At 53.9% G+C, this 16600-nt stretch carries 15 protein-coding genes; 14 read left to right on the top strand and 1 reads right to left on the bottom strand.

Annotation, left to right across the window (positions count from 1 at the left end; all coding sequences use genetic code 11):
- The first annotated feature begins 29 nt into the window (after positions 1 to 29).
- The 4 genes from rpsO (at position 30) to BJQ97_RS11130 (ending at position 4916) form a co-directional block, all read left to right on the top strand.
- Positions 30 to 299 (top strand): 30S ribosomal protein S15, encoded by a 270-nt coding sequence (gene rpsO, locus BJQ97_RS11145; RefSeq protein WP_011230768.1) that lies wholly within the window; start codon positions 30 to 32, stop codon positions 297 to 299.
- 140 nt (positions 300 to 439) lie between these two features.
- A complete protein-coding gene (gene pnp / locus BJQ97_RS11140) occupies positions 440 to 2611 on the top strand; it encodes a polyribonucleotide nucleotidyltransferase (protein WP_160156627.1) in 2172 nt (723 codons plus the stop codon).
- Between the two features lie 87 nt (positions 2612 to 2698).
- Positions 2699 to 3682, top strand: a complete 984-nt coding sequence (locus BJQ97_RS11135; protein WP_160156626.1) for a polysaccharide deacetylase family protein — start codon at positions 2699 to 2701, stop codon at positions 3680 to 3682.
- Positions 3669 to 4916: a M16 family metallopeptidase gene (locus BJQ97_RS11130; RefSeq protein WP_160156625.1), complete on the top strand. Its 1248-nt coding sequence runs from the start codon at positions 3669 to 3671 to the stop codon at positions 4914 to 4916. Before BJQ97_RS11135 ends, BJQ97_RS11130 begins: the two co-directional genes overlap by 14 nt.
- Before the next feature lie 62 nt (positions 4917 to 4978).
- Here BJQ97_RS11130 and BJQ97_RS11125 read toward each other — a convergent pair whose 3' ends face one another.
- A complete protein-coding gene (locus BJQ97_RS11125; RefSeq protein ID WP_160156624.1) occupies positions 4979 to 5221 on the bottom strand; it encodes a YlmC/YmxH family sporulation protein in 243 nt (80 codons plus the stop codon).
- Positions 5222 to 5412: 191 nt separating this feature from the next.
- Between BJQ97_RS11125 and dpaA the strand changes: the two genes are divergently transcribed.
- The 10 genes from dpaA (at position 5413) to BJQ97_RS11075 (ending at position 16542) form a co-directional block, all read left to right on the top strand.
- On the top strand, positions 5413 to 6318 hold the full coding sequence (dpaA, locus tag BJQ97_RS11120; RefSeq protein ID WP_160156623.1) for a dipicolinic acid synthetase subunit A: 906 nt from the start codon (positions 5413 to 5415) through the stop codon (positions 6316 to 6318).
- A complete protein-coding gene (locus tag BJQ97_RS11115; protein WP_160156622.1) occupies positions 6315 to 6920 on the top strand; it encodes a dipicolinate synthase subunit B in 606 nt (201 codons plus the stop codon). Before dpaA ends, BJQ97_RS11115 begins: the two co-directional genes overlap by 4 nt.
- A 111-nt stretch (positions 6921 to 7031) precedes the next feature.
- Positions 7032 to 8075, top strand: coding sequence for an aspartate-semialdehyde dehydrogenase (gene asd / locus BJQ97_RS11110; RefSeq protein ID WP_160156621.1), 1044 nt, complete (start codon positions 7032 to 7034; stop codon positions 8073 to 8075).
- Positions 8076 to 8095: 20 nt separating this feature from the next.
- Positions 8096 to 9349 carry an aspartate kinase gene (gene dapG / locus BJQ97_RS11105; RefSeq protein WP_160156620.1) on the top strand — a complete coding sequence of 418 codons (1254 nt, stop codon included), beginning with the start codon at positions 8096 to 8098 and terminating at the stop codon, positions 9347 to 9349.
- Between the two features lie 5 nt (positions 9350 to 9354).
- Complete coding sequence (dapA, locus tag BJQ97_RS11100) at positions 9355 to 10230, top strand: 4-hydroxy-tetrahydrodipicolinate synthase (protein ID WP_160156619.1); 876 nt, start codon at positions 9355 to 9357, stop codon at positions 10228 to 10230.
- 181 nt (positions 10231 to 10411) lie between these two features.
- Positions 10412 to 12082 (top strand): ribonuclease J, encoded by a 1671-nt coding sequence (locus BJQ97_RS11095; protein WP_160156618.1) that lies wholly within the window; start codon positions 10412 to 10414, stop codon positions 12080 to 12082.
- Positions 12083 to 12199: 117 nt separating this feature from the next.
- Complete coding sequence (locus tag BJQ97_RS11090) at positions 12200 to 12940, top strand: ClpP family protease (RefSeq protein WP_160156617.1); 741 nt, start codon at positions 12200 to 12202, stop codon at positions 12938 to 12940.
- Entirely contained in the window at positions 12937 to 13161 is a 225-nt protein-coding gene (locus BJQ97_RS11085; protein ID WP_011230780.1) for a YlzJ-like family protein, read from the top strand. Before BJQ97_RS11090 ends, BJQ97_RS11085 begins: the two co-directional genes overlap by 4 nt.
- A gap of 108 nt (positions 13162 to 13269) precedes the next feature.
- The gene (locus BJQ97_RS11080; RefSeq protein ID WP_160156616.1) at positions 13270 to 15600 is read left to right on the top strand and encodes an FtsK/SpoIIIE family DNA translocase; all 2331 of its coding nucleotides are present in this window, start codon (positions 13270 to 13272) and stop codon (positions 15598 to 15600) included.
- Between the two features lie 210 nt (positions 15601 to 15810).
- Positions 15811 to 16542 carry a GntR family transcriptional regulator gene (locus BJQ97_RS11075; RefSeq protein ID WP_013145714.1) on the top strand — a complete coding sequence of 244 codons (732 nt, stop codon included), beginning with the start codon at positions 15811 to 15813 and terminating at the stop codon, positions 16540 to 16542.
- Positions 16543 to 16600 lie beyond the last annotated feature (58 nt).

The raw sequence follows: 16600 nt of genomic DNA, 5'->3' as shown, positions 1-16600 counted from the left end.
GGGATCTAGGACTAGGGAGGTGAACAAGGATGGCATTGACGCAGGAGCGCAAACGCGAAATCATCGAGCAATTTAAAATCCATGAGAACGACACCGGTTCTCCGGAAGTGCAAGTTGCGATCCTGACAGAGCAAATCAACAACTTGAACGAGCATTTGCGCATTCATAAAAAAGACCATCATTCACGGCGCGGCTTGCTGAAAATGGTCGGGAAGCGCCGCAACTTATTGGCCTACTTGCGCAAGAAAGATGTGGCGCGCTACCGTGAATTGATTGAGAAACTCGGATTACGTCGATAAAAAAGCGGGAGCATTCCCGCTTTTTTGCTAGTTTATAGGCGTGATTGACGCGGCGATGATAACAATGGCGCCAATTCGTCTATACTAATCATCAGCGGATTGATCATTTCATCTGTACATAGAGAGGAGTACTCGTCTGTATGGAACAAGAGAAACGCGTGTTTTCCATCGATTTGGCGGGGCGGCCGCTCATCGTCGAAATTGGCGAACTGGCGAAACAGGCGAATGGCGCGGCGCTCGTCCGCTACGGCGATACGGTCGTGTTGAGCACAGCCACCGCGTCGCGAGAGGCAAAAAACGTTGACTTTTTCCCGCTCACCGTCAACTACGAGGAACGGTTGTATGCGGTTGGAAAAATTCCTGGCGGGTTTATTAAGCGTGAAGGTCGCCCGAGCGAGAAAGCCATTTTGGTGAGCCGTCTCATCGACCGACCGATTCGCCCGCTGTTTGCCGAAGGATTCCGAAACGAAGTGCAAGTCGTCTCGATGGTCATGAGCGTTGATCAAGACTGCGCGCCGGAAGTAGCGGCCTTAATCGGTTCGTCGGCGGCGCTGACGATTTCCGATATTCCATTTGAAGGACCGATCGCCGGTGTCATCGTCGGCCGCGTCGACGGCCAGTTTGTCATCAATCCGACGGTTGAGCAGATGGAAAAAAGCGATTTGCATTTGGTCGTCGCTGGCACAAAAGATGCGATCAACATGGTGGAAGCCGGGGCAGATGAAGTGCCGGAAGAAGTGATTCTTGAAGCGATCATGTTCGGCCATGAGGAAGTGAAGCGGCTCATCGCCTTCCAAGAGGAAATCGCCGCCCAAGTCGGCAAAGAAAAAATGGAAGTCGTCCTTTATGAGCCGGATCCAGCGCTGGAGGCCGAAATCCGCCAGTTTGCCGAGGCCGACATTAAGCGAGCGGTGCAAGTGCCGGAGAAACTGGCGCGCGATGCCGCCATTGAAGATGTGAAAGCCGGCGTCATCGCCAAATATGAGGCGGAAGAAGCGGATGAGGAGAAGCTCAAGCAAGTACAGGAAATTTTGCATAAGCTCGTAAAAGAGGAAGTGCGCCGTTTGATCACGGTCGAGAAAATCCGTCCGGACGGGCGCAAAGTCGATGAAATCCGTCCGCTCTCATCGGCTGTCGGCGTCCTGCCGCGCACGCACGGCTCCGGTTTGTTTACGCGCGGGCAGACGCAAGTGTTGAGCGTTTGTACGCTTGGAGCGCTTGGCGATGTGCAAATTTTGGACGGGCTTGACCTTGAAGAATCGAAGCGGTTTATGCACCATTACAACTTCCCGCCGTTTTCCGTCGGGGAAACCGGACCGATGCGCGGGCCGGGGCGTCGTGAAATCGGACACGGGGCGCTTGGCGAACGGGCGCTTGAGCCGGTCGTGCCGTCGGAGCGTGAATTCCCGTATACGATCCGCCTCGTTTCGGAAGTGCTTGAGTCGAACGGCTCGACATCGCAGGCCAGCATTTGCGCCAGCACGCTGGCGATGATGGACGCCGGGGTGCCGATCAAAGCGCCGGTCGCCGGCATTGCCATGGGGCTTGTGAAAAACGACGATCATTATACGATTTTGACCGACATTCAAGGCATCGAGGACCATCTCGGCGATATGGACTTTAAAGTCGCCGGCACGAGAAAAGGCGTCACCGCGCTGCAAATGGACATTAAAATCAAAGGGTTGACGCGTGAGATTTTGGAAGAGGCGCTCATGCAAGCGCGCAAAGGGCGGCTTGAGATTTTGGACCATATGATGCAAACGCTCAGCGAACCGCGCAAAGAGCTGTCCAAATATGCGCCGAAAATTTTGATCATGCACATCAATCCGGATAAAATCCGCGAGGTCATCGGACCAAGCGGCAAGCAGATCAACAAAATCATCGATGAAACAGGCGTCAAAATCGACATCGAACAAGACGGCACGATTTTCATCTCGTCTGTGGATGAAGCGGCCAACCAAAAAGCGAAGCAAATCATCGAAGACATCGTCCGCGAAGTCGAAGTCGGCCAAGTGTACTTAGGCAAAGTGAAACGGATTGAAAAATTCGGCGCCTTCGTGGAGTTGTTCAACGGCAAAGACGGGCTTGTCCACATTTCCGAGCTCGCTGAAGGGCGGGTCGGCAAAGTCGAAGACGTCGTTTCGATTGGCGATGAAATTTTAGTGAAAGTAACGGAAATCGATAAGCAAGGGCGCGTCAATTTGTCGCGCAAAGCGGTGTTGCGCGATGCCCGCAGCATTGGAGGGGAACTGCCGCGGGAATCTAGGGAAAAACGAGGAAGACGGCCGGAGCGCCATCGCATGAAGCCTTAGGAATTTGTTTCTTAAGGCTCTTTTGTTATGTTCTATCCTGTCCCCCTAAGACATATGTTGTAGTAGTAAAAAAGGAGGGGGACAAGGGTGAACAACGGAAGCGCCCGCTATATAGCGCTAGCGGTCATGTTTCTTGCCGCCTGGGCGGCGGTTCATTGGCCTCCGGTTGGCGATTATATCGCAAGCTGGCGCCCGATGGAAACAACCGCGATGAAAGAGCGCGACAAGCTGTACGACACGATTGTCAAACAAGCGAAGCAATATGAAATTCCCGCCCAAGATGCGGTCATCGATAAAGTATGGAAGGCGACGCCCGGCTACAACGGGCTCGCCGTCGACATTGACGCCTCCTATCAAAACATGAAGAAAACGGGGATGTTTGATGAGCGAAAACTCGTGTTTCGTCAAGTGCCCCCGCGCGTCCATTTGGACGATTTGCCGCCGGCGCCGATTTACCGCGGCCATCCTGACAAGCCGATGGTGGCGTTTGCGGTCAATGTCGCTTGGGGGGAAGAATACCTCCCCGACATGCTTGAGACGATGAAGAAATACAATGTCAAGGTGACGTTCTTTTTGGAAGGACGATGGGTAAAAAAGCACCCGGAGATGGCAAAAATGATAGCAGACGCCGGCCATGAAATCGGCAACCATTCCTACAGCCATCCCGATATGAAAACACTCGCTGTCGACAACATCCGCCGCGAGCTCGAGAAAACAAACGAAGTGATTGAAGCGGCGACATCGGTGAAATGCAAATGGTTTGCCCCGCCAAGCGGCAGCTACCGCGACGAGGTCGTCGAGGTCGCCGCGGAACTCGGCATGAAAACGATTCTATGGAGCGTCGATACAATTGATTGGCAAAAACCGTCGCCATCTGTTATAGTGAAACGGGTGACATCGAAAGTTCATCCTGGCGCCATCATTTTGATGCATCCAACGATGCCGACGGCGGCTGCACTTGACGAGCTGATCACCTCGATTAAGCGAAAAGGCTACGCCCTAGGCAGCTTGACGGCCTTATTCGACGAGAAAAGACTGGCAAACAAACAGGAGGAACATGGAGTTGATTAACAAATATACGTGCAAAAACGGTGTGCGAATCGTGCTCGAGCAAATCCCGACTGTAAGGTCGGTGGCCATCGGTATATGGATCAGGACCGGCTCGCGCAATGAAACGGAGCAAACCAATGGCATTTCCCATTTTTTAGAGCATATGTTTTTCAAGGGGACAACGACGCGCACGGCCCGGGACATTGCGGAAGCATTCGACAGCATCGGCGGGCAAGTAAACGCCTTTACATCGAAGGAGTATACGTGTTACTACGCCAAAGTGTTGGATGAACACGCGCCGCTGGCGCTTGAAATGCTCGCCGATATGTTTTTCCACTCGACATTTGTGGAAGATGAGCTGCACAAGGAGCGCAATGTCGTGCTTGAGGAAATCAAAATGTATGAAGATACACCGGATGACATCGTCCACGATTTGCTCGGCAAAGCGTGCTATGCGGGCCATCCGCTCGGCTATCCGATTTTGGGCACGGAAGAGACGCTCTGCACGTTCACTGGCGACACGTTGCGCCAATATATGGCGGACTACTATACACCGGATCGCGTCGTCATTTCGGTCGCCGGCAACGTCGACGAACGGTTTATTGATGAGGTCGAGCGCTATTTCGGCTCGTTCTCCGCAGAGAGCAAGCCCCCTTCTTCGGGGGCGCCGGCGTTTATGCCGCAAAAGATCGCGCGCAAAAAGGACACTGAGCAGGCGCACGTATGCATCGGATTCAACGGGTTGCCGATCGGCCATCCGGACGCGTACCCGCTCCTCATCTTGAACAATATTTTAGGGGGCAGCATGAGCAGCCGGCTGTTTCAGGAAGTGCGCGAACAGCGCGGATTGGCGTATTCGGTATTCTCGTACCATTCCGCCTACCAAGACAGCGGCCTGCTCGCCATTTACGCCGGCACAGGAAGCAGCCAGCTTGATGTGCTGTTCGAAACGATCCAGCAGACCATTCGCCAGCTGAAGGAGGACGGAGTGACCGAAAAAGAGTTGCATAACAGCAAAGAGCAGATGAAAGGAAGCCTGATGCTTGGGCTCGAGAGCACGAACAGCCGGATGAGCCGCAACGGCAAAAATGAGCTCCTTCTTGGCCGCCACCGTTCGCTTGATGAGATCATTGAAGAGATTGAAAGCGTTACGGTGGAAAAAGTAAACGAACTGGCGCGCACGGTTTTCACGGACGATTACGCGCTTGCCTTAATCAGCCCGGACGGCGTGCTGCCGCGCCCGCTCCGTTCATAGACTGATCTCAAAAAAGCTAACGACCTTTCGCTAGGTTGTTAGCTTTTTCGTTCCCGCCTCTTTCACCCTTCCTCGGGGATGTCGATCATCACCATATCGGCGCCGATTTTGCGAATATATTTCCACGGCACGCGAATTTCCTGACCGTCTTTGCGAAACCCGAACCATTTTCCCGTTGGGATGAGCAGCGCCTCGATTTGCCCCGTTTGCTCGTTGACTTCCAAATCGGTCTGCCCGAGCACCCCGAGCCGCTCGGCTCGGCTTACATCGACAATTTCTTTTCCGCTTAACTCGCTCAGCCTCATGCTGGTTCCCTCCTTTTTCGCTTCTTTACTTTATATGTAAGGAACAAAAACGGAAAAAATGACTGCCTCTTGTCTGCTTTCAGCGCATATCGCCATTTTTTCCTGCAAGGATATTCACCTATATTTTCCTTCCAACATAAGATGGGAAAGGAAATGGAGCAGTTTGCCAGAAAAGAAGGTGAGCGTACAACATGATGCTGACAGGAATGCATATCGCCATCATCGGCGGCGATGCTAGGCAGCTTGAAGTCATTCGCAAACTCGTTGAACTCGACGCGAAGTTGTCGCTTGTCGGCTTCGACCAGCTCGCCCATCATTTCACCGGGGCGATGAAGCTGCCGATTGGCGAAGTCGATTTTGCCGATTTGGATGCGATCATTTTGCCGGTTCACGGCACGACGTTGGATGGAAACGTCAACAGCGTGTTTGCCCACGAACCGATTCCGTTTACAGAAGAGATGGTGCAAAAAACGGCGCGGCGCTGCACGATTTATTCCGGCATCAGCAACGCGTATTTGGACGAATTGGTGAAAAAAACAGGGCGCAAGCATGTGCAGTTGTTTGAGCGCGACGATGTCGCCATTTACAACTCCATTCCGACCGCGGAAGGCACGGTGATGATGGTCATTCAGCACACGGATTTTACGATCCATGGCTCATGTGTTGCCGTCTTGGGGCTTGGACGCGTTGGCATGACGGTCGCTCGGACGTTCGCCGCATTGGGGGCGAAAGTGAAAGTTGGGGCGCGCCGATCGGAGCATCTCGCCCGCATTACAGAAATGGGGCTCGTGCCGTTTCACTTAAACGATTTGGAAAAAGAAGTGCGTGACATTGACGTCTGCATCAACACCGTGCCTCATCTCATCGTGACGGCGAGCGTCATCGCCAAAATGCCGCCCCATACACTCATTATCGATTTGGCGTCAAAACCGGGCGGCACTGACTTCCGCTATGCCGAAAAACGCGGAGTGAAAGCCATTTTGGCGCCCGGGCTGCCGGGGATCGTCGCGCCGAAGACAGCTGGGCAAATCATCGCCAACGTCTTGGCGCAGCTGTTATATGCAGATTTACAAAAACGGGAGGAGAATCATGCATGAGCGGAAACAGCTTGAAAGGAAAACGGATCGGCTTTGGCCTCACCGGTTCGCATTGCACATATGATGCGGTGTTCTCGGAGATCGAGAAGCTTGTCAACGAAGGAGCGGAGGTGCTGCCGATCGTCACGTATACGGTGAAAACGACGAACACCCGCTTTGGCGAAGGAGAAGAATGGGTGAAAAAACTCGAGCAACTGACCGGAAACGAGGTGATTGATACGATCGTCAAAGCAGAACCTCTCGGACCGAAAATCCCGCTTGATTGCATGGTGATCGCCCCGCTCACCGGCAACTCGATGAGTAAGCTGGCCAATGCCATGACGGATTCCCCCGTGCTGATGGCAGCGAAAGCGACGATGCGCAACCACCGCCCGGTCGTGCTTGGCATTTCGACAAACGATGCGCTCGGCTTAAACGGCGTCAATCTAATGCGGCTTATGGCAGCCAAAAACATTTATTTTATCCCGTTCGGCCAAGACGCCCCGCAGGCGAAGCCGAACTCTATGGTCGCCTACATGCCGCTTTTGCGCGATACGATTCTCGCTGCGCTTGAAGGGAAGCAGCTGCAGCCGGTCATTATCGAGCGGTTCCGCTACACCTGAATCAAAAATCAATGTTCCGCATAAAAATGTTCTCTCGTCCACAGCGGAATGTGATAAAATAAAGACTATGAATTCACTTCTTAGAGTGACGATGTGGAAGGAGAATGGTTGATGGCTCAAAAACAATATCATGTCGCTGTCGTCGGAGCAACGGGGGCAGTTGGGCAGCAAATGGTGCGGACGCTTGAAGACCGGAACTTCCCGGTTGGAAAATTGACTTTGTTGTCATCGGAGCGGTCAGCCGGCCAAAAAATGCGCTTTCGCAGCGAGGAGATCGAGGTGCAGGCGGCATCGCCCGAGCGCTTTGACGGGGTCGACATCGCCTTGTTCAGCGCCGGCGGCGCCGTATCGAAAGCGCTGGCGCCCGAAGCGGTGCGGCGCGGGGCGATCGTGATCGACAATACGAGTGCGTTTCGGATGGAAGAAAACGTGCCGCTTGTCGTTCCGGAAGTGAACGAAAGCGATTTGACGTGGCATAACGGCATTATCGCCAATCCGAACTGCTCGACGATTCAAATGGTCGTGGCGTTGGAGCCGATTCGAAAAGCGTTTGGCTTAGAGCGCGTCATCGTCTCAACGTACCAGGCCGTCTCCGGGGCGGGAGCGCAGGCCATTGAAGAGCTCAACGAGCAGACGAAAGCCGTGCTCGAAGGCAAGCCGATTGAGGCGAACATTTTGCCAGTGAAATCCGATCGGAAGCATTACCCAATTGCGTTCAACGCCATTCCGCAAATCGATAAGTTTCAAGATAATGGATTCACGTTTGAAGAGATGAAAATGATCAATGAAACAAAAAAAATTATGCATATGCCTGAGCTGAAAGTGGCGGCGACGTGCGTGCGCATTCCGGTGGCGAGCGGCCATTCGGAATCGGTGTACATCGAAATTGAACAAGACGGCGTCACCGTTGCCGACTTGCAGGCAGTGCTCCGCGAAGCGCCGGGTGTTGTGCTTCAAGATGATCCGAGCGAACAGTTGTATCCGATGCCGGCCCATTGCGTCGGTAAATACGACGTGTTTGTCGGCCGCATCCGCCGCGATTTGGACAACCGCCGCGGCTTCCATCTATGGATTGTCGCTGACAACTTGCTAAAAGGCGCGGCCTCGAACTCGGTGCAAATCGCAGAAAGTTTGTTGAAGCTCGGGCTCATTTGAAAAAGCATCGAGGTGTTAGCATGAAACTCATTGTTCAAAAGTTCGGCGGCACGTCCGTCCGCGACGAGCGCGGGCGGAACTTGGCGCGCCGCCATATTGAACGGGCGTTGGAAGATGGCTATAAAGTCGTGGCCGTCGTATCGGCTATGGGACGTTGCGGCGATCCATATGCGACCGATACGCTGCTTAGTTTGATCGGCGGCGTTCATCACCATGTCACCAAACGAGAGCAAGATATGCTTATGGCGTGCGGAGAAATCATCTCCAGCGTTGTGTTCAGCAACTTGTTGAACGAACACGGCATCAAAGCGACGGCGTTCACTGGCGCCCAGGCAGGATTTTGCACGAACAGCGATCATACGAACGCGAAAATTCTCGAAATGCGCTGCGACCGCCTCCTTGAGGCACTTGAGCAATACGACGTCGTCGTTGTCGCGGGCTTTCAAGGCATGGCGGAAAACGGCGACATCACAACGCTCGGCCGCGGCGGGAGCGATACGTCGGCGGCCGCGCTTGGCGCGGCGTTAAACGCGGAATGGGTTGATATTTTCACCGATGTCGACGGCGTCATGACCGCCGACCCGCGCATCGTTGAGAGCGCCCGGCCGCTTGATGTCGTTACGTATACGGAAATTTGCAACATGGCGTACCAAGGGGCGAAAGTGATCCATCCGCGCGCGGTGGAGATCGCCATGCAGGCGAAAGTGCCGCTGCGCATTCGCTCGACGTACTCGGATGCCCCCGGGACGCTCGTCACGTCATCAGTGCGCGGCCGAAGAGGAAGCGATGTGAAAGAGCGGCTTGTCACCGGCATTACGTACGTCGCCGACGTCACACAAATCAAAGTGCTGGCGAAAGAAGGACGCTATGAGCTGCAGTCTGACGTGTTTCAAGCGATGGCCCATGAAGGGATCAGCGTGGACTTTATCAACATTTCCCCGTACGGTGTTGTGTACACCGTGAGCGGCGACATGACGGAAAAAGCGGTGGCCGCCCTCCGCCGCATCGGCTACGAACCGGCCGTGACGCCTCGATGCGCCAAAGTGTCGGTCGTCGGCGCCGGTATTGCTGGCGTACCGGGAGTGACGGCGAAAATCGTCACTGCCTTGTCGGAGCAAGGCATTCAAATTTTGCAGTCCGCTGACAGCCATACGACGATTTGGGTGTTAGTGAAACAGGACGATATGGAAAAAGCCGTCAACGCTCTGCATGACGCCTTTTGCCTATCCGAGGCGGATGCGGGCGGGCATGAAGCGATTTGGAGCGAGGAGTGAAAACCGTGGTTCAATTCGGGAACATCGTAACGGCGATGGTGACGCCATTTGACCGCAGAGGAAATCTTGACTTGGCCAAAACAACGGAGCTTGTCAACTACTTGCTTGACAACGGCACAGACGCGCTTGTGGTCGCCGGCACGACCGGGGAGTCGCCGACGTTGACGACCGAGGAAAAAATCGCGCTTTTTCGCCATGTCGTCTCCGTCGTCAACGGCCGGGCGCCGGTCATTGCTGGAACGGGCACGAACGATACGCGCGCGTCGATCGAGCTGACGAAAAAGGCGGAAGAGGCGGGCGTCGATGCTGTCATGCTTGTGGCGCCGTATTACAACAAGCCGAACCAAGAAGGGCTGTATCAACATTTCAAAGCGATTGCCGAAAGCACATCGCTGCCGGTGATGCTGTATAACGTTCCAGGGCGCACGTCGGTGAATCTCGCCCCGGAGACGGTCATCCGGCTGTCCGAGGTTCCGAACATTGTCGCCGTCAAGGAAGCGGGCGGCAATTTGGACGCCATGTCGGAAATCATTGAGCGTACGCCGGACGACTTTTGGCTCTACAGCGGCGACGACAGCTTGACGCTTCCGGTTTTAGCGATCGGCGGCAATGGCGTCGTCTCGGTCGCTTCGCACATCATTGGCAATGAAATGCAGGAAATGATTCGTTCCTTTTTATCGGGTGATCATCAGAAGGCGGCGGCGCTGCATCGAAAATGGCTGCCCCTCATGAAAGGCTTGTTTGCCGCCCCAAGCCCGGTGCCGGTGAAAACGGCGTTGCAGTTGCGCGGGCTGGACGTCGGTTCGGTGCGCCTTCCGCTTGTGCCGCTCACCGAACAAGAGCGGAAGGAGCTAAGCGGCCTGCTCGATGCGCTGTCGTAACAATGGACTCTCGGTGAAACGATTCCCCAACGCTTTGCTTGCGCGTTGGGGCCTTTTTTTGCCTTGGCTGTGAAATCCATTGGCTGGTGAATGAACCATCTTGTGTTTTTCAGCATCGATTCGTTATAATAAAAGCAAGTGACTTTGAGCGGGTTAGCATCACAATTGGGAGGACGCAGCCTTGAAATCGAAAATAAAGCCGGTAGAGAAAATACGCATTTTTGCCCTCGGGGGAGTCGGAGAAATCGGCAAAAACATGTATGTTGTCGAATTGGACGAGGACATTTTTGTCATCGACGCCGGGGTGATGTTTCCGGAAGACGAAATGCTCGGCATCGACAAAGTGATTCCGGACATCACATATTTGATTGAACGGCAGCATCGCATTCAGGCCATTTTTCTCACCCACGGACACGAGGAGCATATGGGGGCGATCGCCTACGTGCTCAAGCAGCTGTCTGTGCCGATATACGGAACGAAGCTGACGCTCGGGTTGGCGGAGGCGCTGTTAAAAGAACAAGGGGTGTCGGGCGCGAAGCTCAATGAAGTTCATCCGGATGCGGAGCTCGTGTTTGACAAGGCGAAAGTGACGTTTTTCCGCACCATCCACAGCATCCCCGATTCGATCGGCATCAGTCTGCATACATCGCAAGGTGCGATCGTGTACACGAGCGATTTTAAATTTGATCAAACTCCGTACGGAAACAACCGCACCGACTTCGGGAAAATGGCGAAAATCGGCGAAGAAGGGGTGCTGTGTCTTTTGTCGGACAGCACAAACGCCGAGCGCCCCGGCTACAGCGGCTCCGATACGGTGGTCGCTTATGAGATCGCTGACGTGATCGGCCGTGCGAAAGGACGCGTGTTTGTTGCTTGCTACGCATCGAACATCACCCGCATCCAGCAGGTGCTGTACGCCGCCCACCAATCCGGGCGTAAAGTGGCAGTCATCGGCAAAACGCTGCATAAAGTAATGGACATTGCCGTGCGCCTTGGCTATTTGCACGTTCCAGACAAGGTGACGATTTCTGCGCACGATCTCGATCGCTACAATGACCGCGAGCTCGTCATTTTGACAACCGGCGGACATGGCGAGCCGATGAGCGCGCTTTGGCGCATGGCGCGTCAAGCGAACAAACAAGTGAACATCAAAGAAGGGGATACCGTCATCGTCGCCGCATCCGTCATGCCGGGCTATGAGCTTGGGTTCGCGAAAACGATCGACACCTTGTACCGGGCCGGCGCCAACGTGATTTACCGTGACCGGCAAGTGCACGTATCTGGGCACGGTTGCCAAGAAGAATTAAAGTTGATGCTCAATTTAATGAAGCCAAAATACTTTATTCCAGTGCATGGGGAATATCGGATGCAAAAAGCGCATGCCCGGTTGGCGAAGGCGGTCGGCATCTCCGAGGAGCGGACGTTTTTAATCGACAAAGGCGAAGTGATCGAGTTCCGCGGCGGCGCCGCCCGCCCCGGCGGCAAAGTGCCGTACGGCAACATTTTAATTGATGGCCTCGGCATTGGAGATGTTGGCAACATTGTGTTGCGTGACCGCCGCTTATTGTCCCAGGACGGCATTTTGATCGCCGTCGTCACACTGAATAAAGAAACGAAAACGATCGCCGCCGGCCCGGAAATCATTTCGCGGGGGTTCGTCTACATGCGCGAGTCTGAGACACTGCTTGAGGAAGCGGAGAAAATGGTGGCGGCAATCATCGAGCGTTGCCTTGAATCATACATGCTTGAATGGTCGTCGTTGAAAGCGAACATCCGTGAAGCGTTAGGCCAGTTTTTATTTGAAAAAACGAAGCGGAGACCAATGATCTTGCCTATTATTATGGAAGTATAATGCAATCATGCTCAAAGTCGACTGGAAAATGCCGGGAACGATCAGCCGTTGCCGGCATTTTTCTTTTTTCTTTCGGCCATACTAAGCGTATGATCGACAAGAAAGGAGACGAGATAGATGGAGAAGGAACGTTATTTTCAAGCGGAAACCGAGGACGAACAGCCGGAAACAAAGGCCGAGGAAGCGACTGCCGCCATCACCCAGCTTGGGCAGACGAACATCCCGCAAATGGATCCCGATACGAATATTCATTGTTTGACCATCGTCGGACAGATTGAAGGGCATATTCAGCTGCCGCCACAAAACAAGGCAACGAAATACGAGCACGTCATTCCACAGATTGTGGCCATTGAGCAAAACCCGAAAATTGAAGGACTGCTCGTCATTTTAAATACGGTCGGCGGCGATGTGGAAGCAGGGCTCGCTATTGCTGAAATGCTCGCCTCGCTCTCGAAACCGACTGTTTCCGTTGTGCTTGGCGGCGGCCATTCGATCGGCGTGCCGATCGCTGTGTCGTGCAACTATTCGTTCATCACGGAGACGGCGACGATGACGATTCATCCGATCCGTTTGACGGGGCTTGTCATCGGCGTACCGCAGACGTTTGAGTACTTGGATAAAATGCAGGAGCGCGTCGTCCGCTTTGTGACGAAACATTCGAAGATCAGTGAGGAAAAGTTTAAAGAGCTCATGTTTTCCAAAGGCAATTTGACGCGCGACATCGGCACGAACGTCGTTGGACCTGACGCCGTCCGGTACGGGCTCATCGATGAAGTCGGGGGCGTGTCCCAAGCGATGGCGAAGCTGCGCGAGCTGATCGCGATGAGGAAAAACGGGGAAGGGAAGATGATTCAATGATTTTGTATACGATCATGCCCGAACATTTGATTTTTCCGGTCGATGCCGCTGTTTATGAGAAGCGGAAAATGGTGTATTACGATGGCATTCCGTTTCTCGTCCAATCTGTAGAAACGGGAGAATATGAAATCGTGCAAAACTTAAGCACGAATCCGTTCCATTTTTTAAACGCCAAATATGCGCCTGGGGCGCGATTTCCGGCTTCTGCGGCAACATCGTAATGAATTGTTCGGCCGTTCATGATATAATAGTAAACAAACGGAAAAAAGCAGCCATTGTTGGCTGCTTTTTTCCGGCTTGCCAATTCATTCATGCTGGAGTGAACGATCATGGCGAAACGAAAGCGAAGAAGAAAAGGGAAGCCGTCGAAAACGCAGCCATGGACGGAAACAATCCGCTTTGAATTGATCGGACTTGGCTTGCTCGCGGTCGCCGTCGTTGCGATGGCCCGCCTCGGGCTTGTCGGAAAGACGCTCGTGCTTGTGGGCCGCTTTTTTTTCGGCGAATGGTACATGCTATTAGTAGGCGGACTTTTCATATTATCGCTCATCCTCATGTGGCGGCGGGAGTGGCCGTCATGGACGGGCCGCCCGTTTGTCGGCGCTTCGTCCATCGCCGCGGCGCTCCTGCTTTTGAGCCATGACAAGCTGTTTGAACTCATGTCGCGGCGCGGCGAGCTGGACCCGAGCATCATTCGGACGACGTGGGGGCTGTTTTGGAACGAAGCAAGCGGCAAGGCGGCCGATGTGGATTTAGGGGGCGGAATGGTCGGCGCACTGTTATTTGCCGCCAGCTACCAGTTGTTCGATTCGCCCGGGACGAAATGGATTTGTTTCCTTCTGTTCATCGTCGGTTTTGTCGTGCTGACCGGGAAATCGCTGCGCGAGACAGCCGGCAAATGGGTTGCTTTTGCCGCAGCGTTTGTGCGAAAAGAATGGTTGGCGTTTGTCGAAGATATCAAGCAATGGCGGACAGGGAGGAAGCGCAAGGAAAGCGGGGGCCGAAGCCGACGCTCACGGCGGGCGGCCGCAAAGCGGGAAGACGAGCCGGCTGAAGCAAGCAGCGTCGAGCCGAATGAGGAACTGTTTTCCCCGCCGCCGATCATTTCCGATTTTGCCGCGATCCGGTCGGCCGCTGAGCCGGAAGAAGAGAAGAATCCACTGGTGGAAGGCGACAATGGGGGGGAGGAGGACAAACCGGCGCCGCCGTTGGCGTTTTCCGAGCATGAAAACACCAATTACGACCTGCCGCCGCTTGATTTGCTTCGCCTGCCGAAGCCGGCCGGGCAATCGGCCGATCATGCTAACATTTACGCCAACGCGCGAAAACTGGAGAAAACGTTCCAAAGCTTCGGCGTCAAGGCGAAAGTGACGCAAGTGCACCTCGGTCCGGCGGTGACGAAATATGAAGTGTATCCGGACGTCGGGGTGAAAGTGAGCAAAATTGTCAGTTTAAGCGACGATTTGGCGCTCGCTTTGGCGGCGAAAGACATCCGCATTGAAGCGCCCATCCCCGGCAAGTCCGCGATCGGCATCGAAGTGCCAAATGAAGAGATCGCCACTGTTTCGCTGCGCGAAGTGCTGGAAGCCATTGAGCATACACGGGACAAGGCGAAGCTTTTGATTCCGCTTGGGCGCGACATCTCCGGTGAAGTCGTCGCTGCGGAACTAAACAAAATGCCGCATTTGTTGATCGCCGGCGCGACCGGCAGCGGCAAAAGCGTCTGCATCAACGGCATTATCGTCAGCCTGCTCATGCGCACGAAGCCGCATGAGGTGAAGCTGATGATGATCGATCCGAAAATGGTGGAGTTAAGTGTGTACAACGGTGTTCCTCATTTGTTGACGCCGGTCGTCACCGACGCGAAAAAAGCGGCCCAGGCGCTGAAAAAAGTCGTCCAAGAAATGGAGCGGCGCTACGAGCTGTTCTCGCATACCGGCACGCGCAACATCGAAGGGTATAACGAGCATATCCGCCACCATAACGAAACGGCATCGGAACAGCAGCCGCTTTTGCCATACATCGTCGTGATCATCGACGAATTGGCGGACTTGATGATGGTGGCTTCCTCGGATGTGGAAGAGGCGATTACCCGTTTGGCGCAAATGGCGCGCGCCGCTGGCATCCATTTGATCATCGCCACCCAGCGTCCGTCGGTGGACGTCATCACCGGCGTCATCAAAGCGAACATTCCGTCGCGCATCGCCTTCAGTGTATCATCGCAAATCGATTCGCGCACCATTTTGGATATGGGCGGGGCGGAAAAACTGCTCGGCCGCGGCGATATGCTGTTTTTGCCGATGGGGGCCTCAAAGCCAGTGCGCGTTCAAGGGGCGTTTGTCTCCGACCAAGAGGTGGAAGAAGTCGTTCGGTTTGTCATCGGACAGCAGCAGGCGCAATATTATGAGGAGATGTTCGTCGAAGACAGCGAACCCTCTTCCTCAGCTCTTGAAGACGAGTTGTACGATGAAGCAGTCCGTCTTGTCGTGGAAATGCAAAGCGCCTCCGTCTCGATGCTGCAGCGCCGCTTCCGCATTGGTTACAATCGCGCCGCTCGGCTCATTGATGCCATGGAGGAGCGCGGCGTCGTCGGCCCCTATGAAGGAAGCAAGCCGCGCGCCGTTCTTTGGTCGAAGGAAGATTTAAAAAAGACGTCATAAAATGGGAAAAAGGGCGGGCGAAAAAAGCTTGCCCGCTCAATCATACATCTTATTGGAAGCGTTACCAATCCTATTTCTTTTTCTTCGACAAAATTTGATATCACCTATTTATTTGCCCAGTAAAAAATGATATAGTAATCTCAAAAAGGTTATATGTCTAATGTCAGAGGTCTGATCTCAACGGAAATGCGTAACACGGAGGACGTTGTCATGTCAATCAAATCAGACAGCCGCCATCTTTACTTGCAAGTGATTGATCGCATCAAGCGCGATATTGAAACGGGAGTGTACAAAGAAAAGCAAAAACTGCCGTCCGAGTTTGAACTCGCCAAACAGCTTGGCGTCAGCCGGGCGACATTGAGGGAAGCGCTGCGGGTGCTTGAAGAAGAAAACATTATCATCCGCCGCCACGGCGTCGGAACGTTTGTCAACGCCCGTCCGCTGTTTACGTCCGGCATCGAGCAGCTCTCAAGCGTCACGGATATGATTCGTCAAGCGGGGCGCAAGCCAGGAACGATTTTTTTGTCTTCCTCCATCCAACAGCCGACGGAAGACGATATGCGCCGCTTCCAATGCCGGCCGGATGAGAATTTGTTGCTCATCGAGCGGGTGCGCACCGCCGATGGGGAGCCGGTCGTTTATTGCTTGGATAAAATTTTATGTAAATATTTACCAAAAGGCATCTCCTATGAACATGAGTCGCTGTTTGAAAACTTGCACAACCAAACGCATCGTGATATCGCCTATGCGGTCGCGCGCATCGTGCCGCTCGGTTATCATGAAAAAGTGTCGCCGATTTTGCAATGCGATCCGGAAACGGCGCTACTTGTGCTCAAGCAAATGCATTTCGATAAAAACGATGAGCCGATTTTTTATTCCGTCAACTACTTCCGCTCCGACAAGTTCAGCTTCCATGTTATGCGGAAGCGGTTCAGCTTTTAAGGGGGTGAAAATGGGTACATAGAAAGAGAGCGGAAGCTTTATACTAATTAAGGAACAA

This window comes from Geobacillus sp. TFV-3 (genome assembly GCF_009901865.1).
Classification (GTDB): domain Bacteria; phylum Bacillota; class Bacilli; order Bacillales; family Anoxybacillaceae; genus Geobacillus; species Geobacillus thermoleovorans_A.
This window is presented reverse-complemented; position numbering and strand designations above follow the sequence as displayed.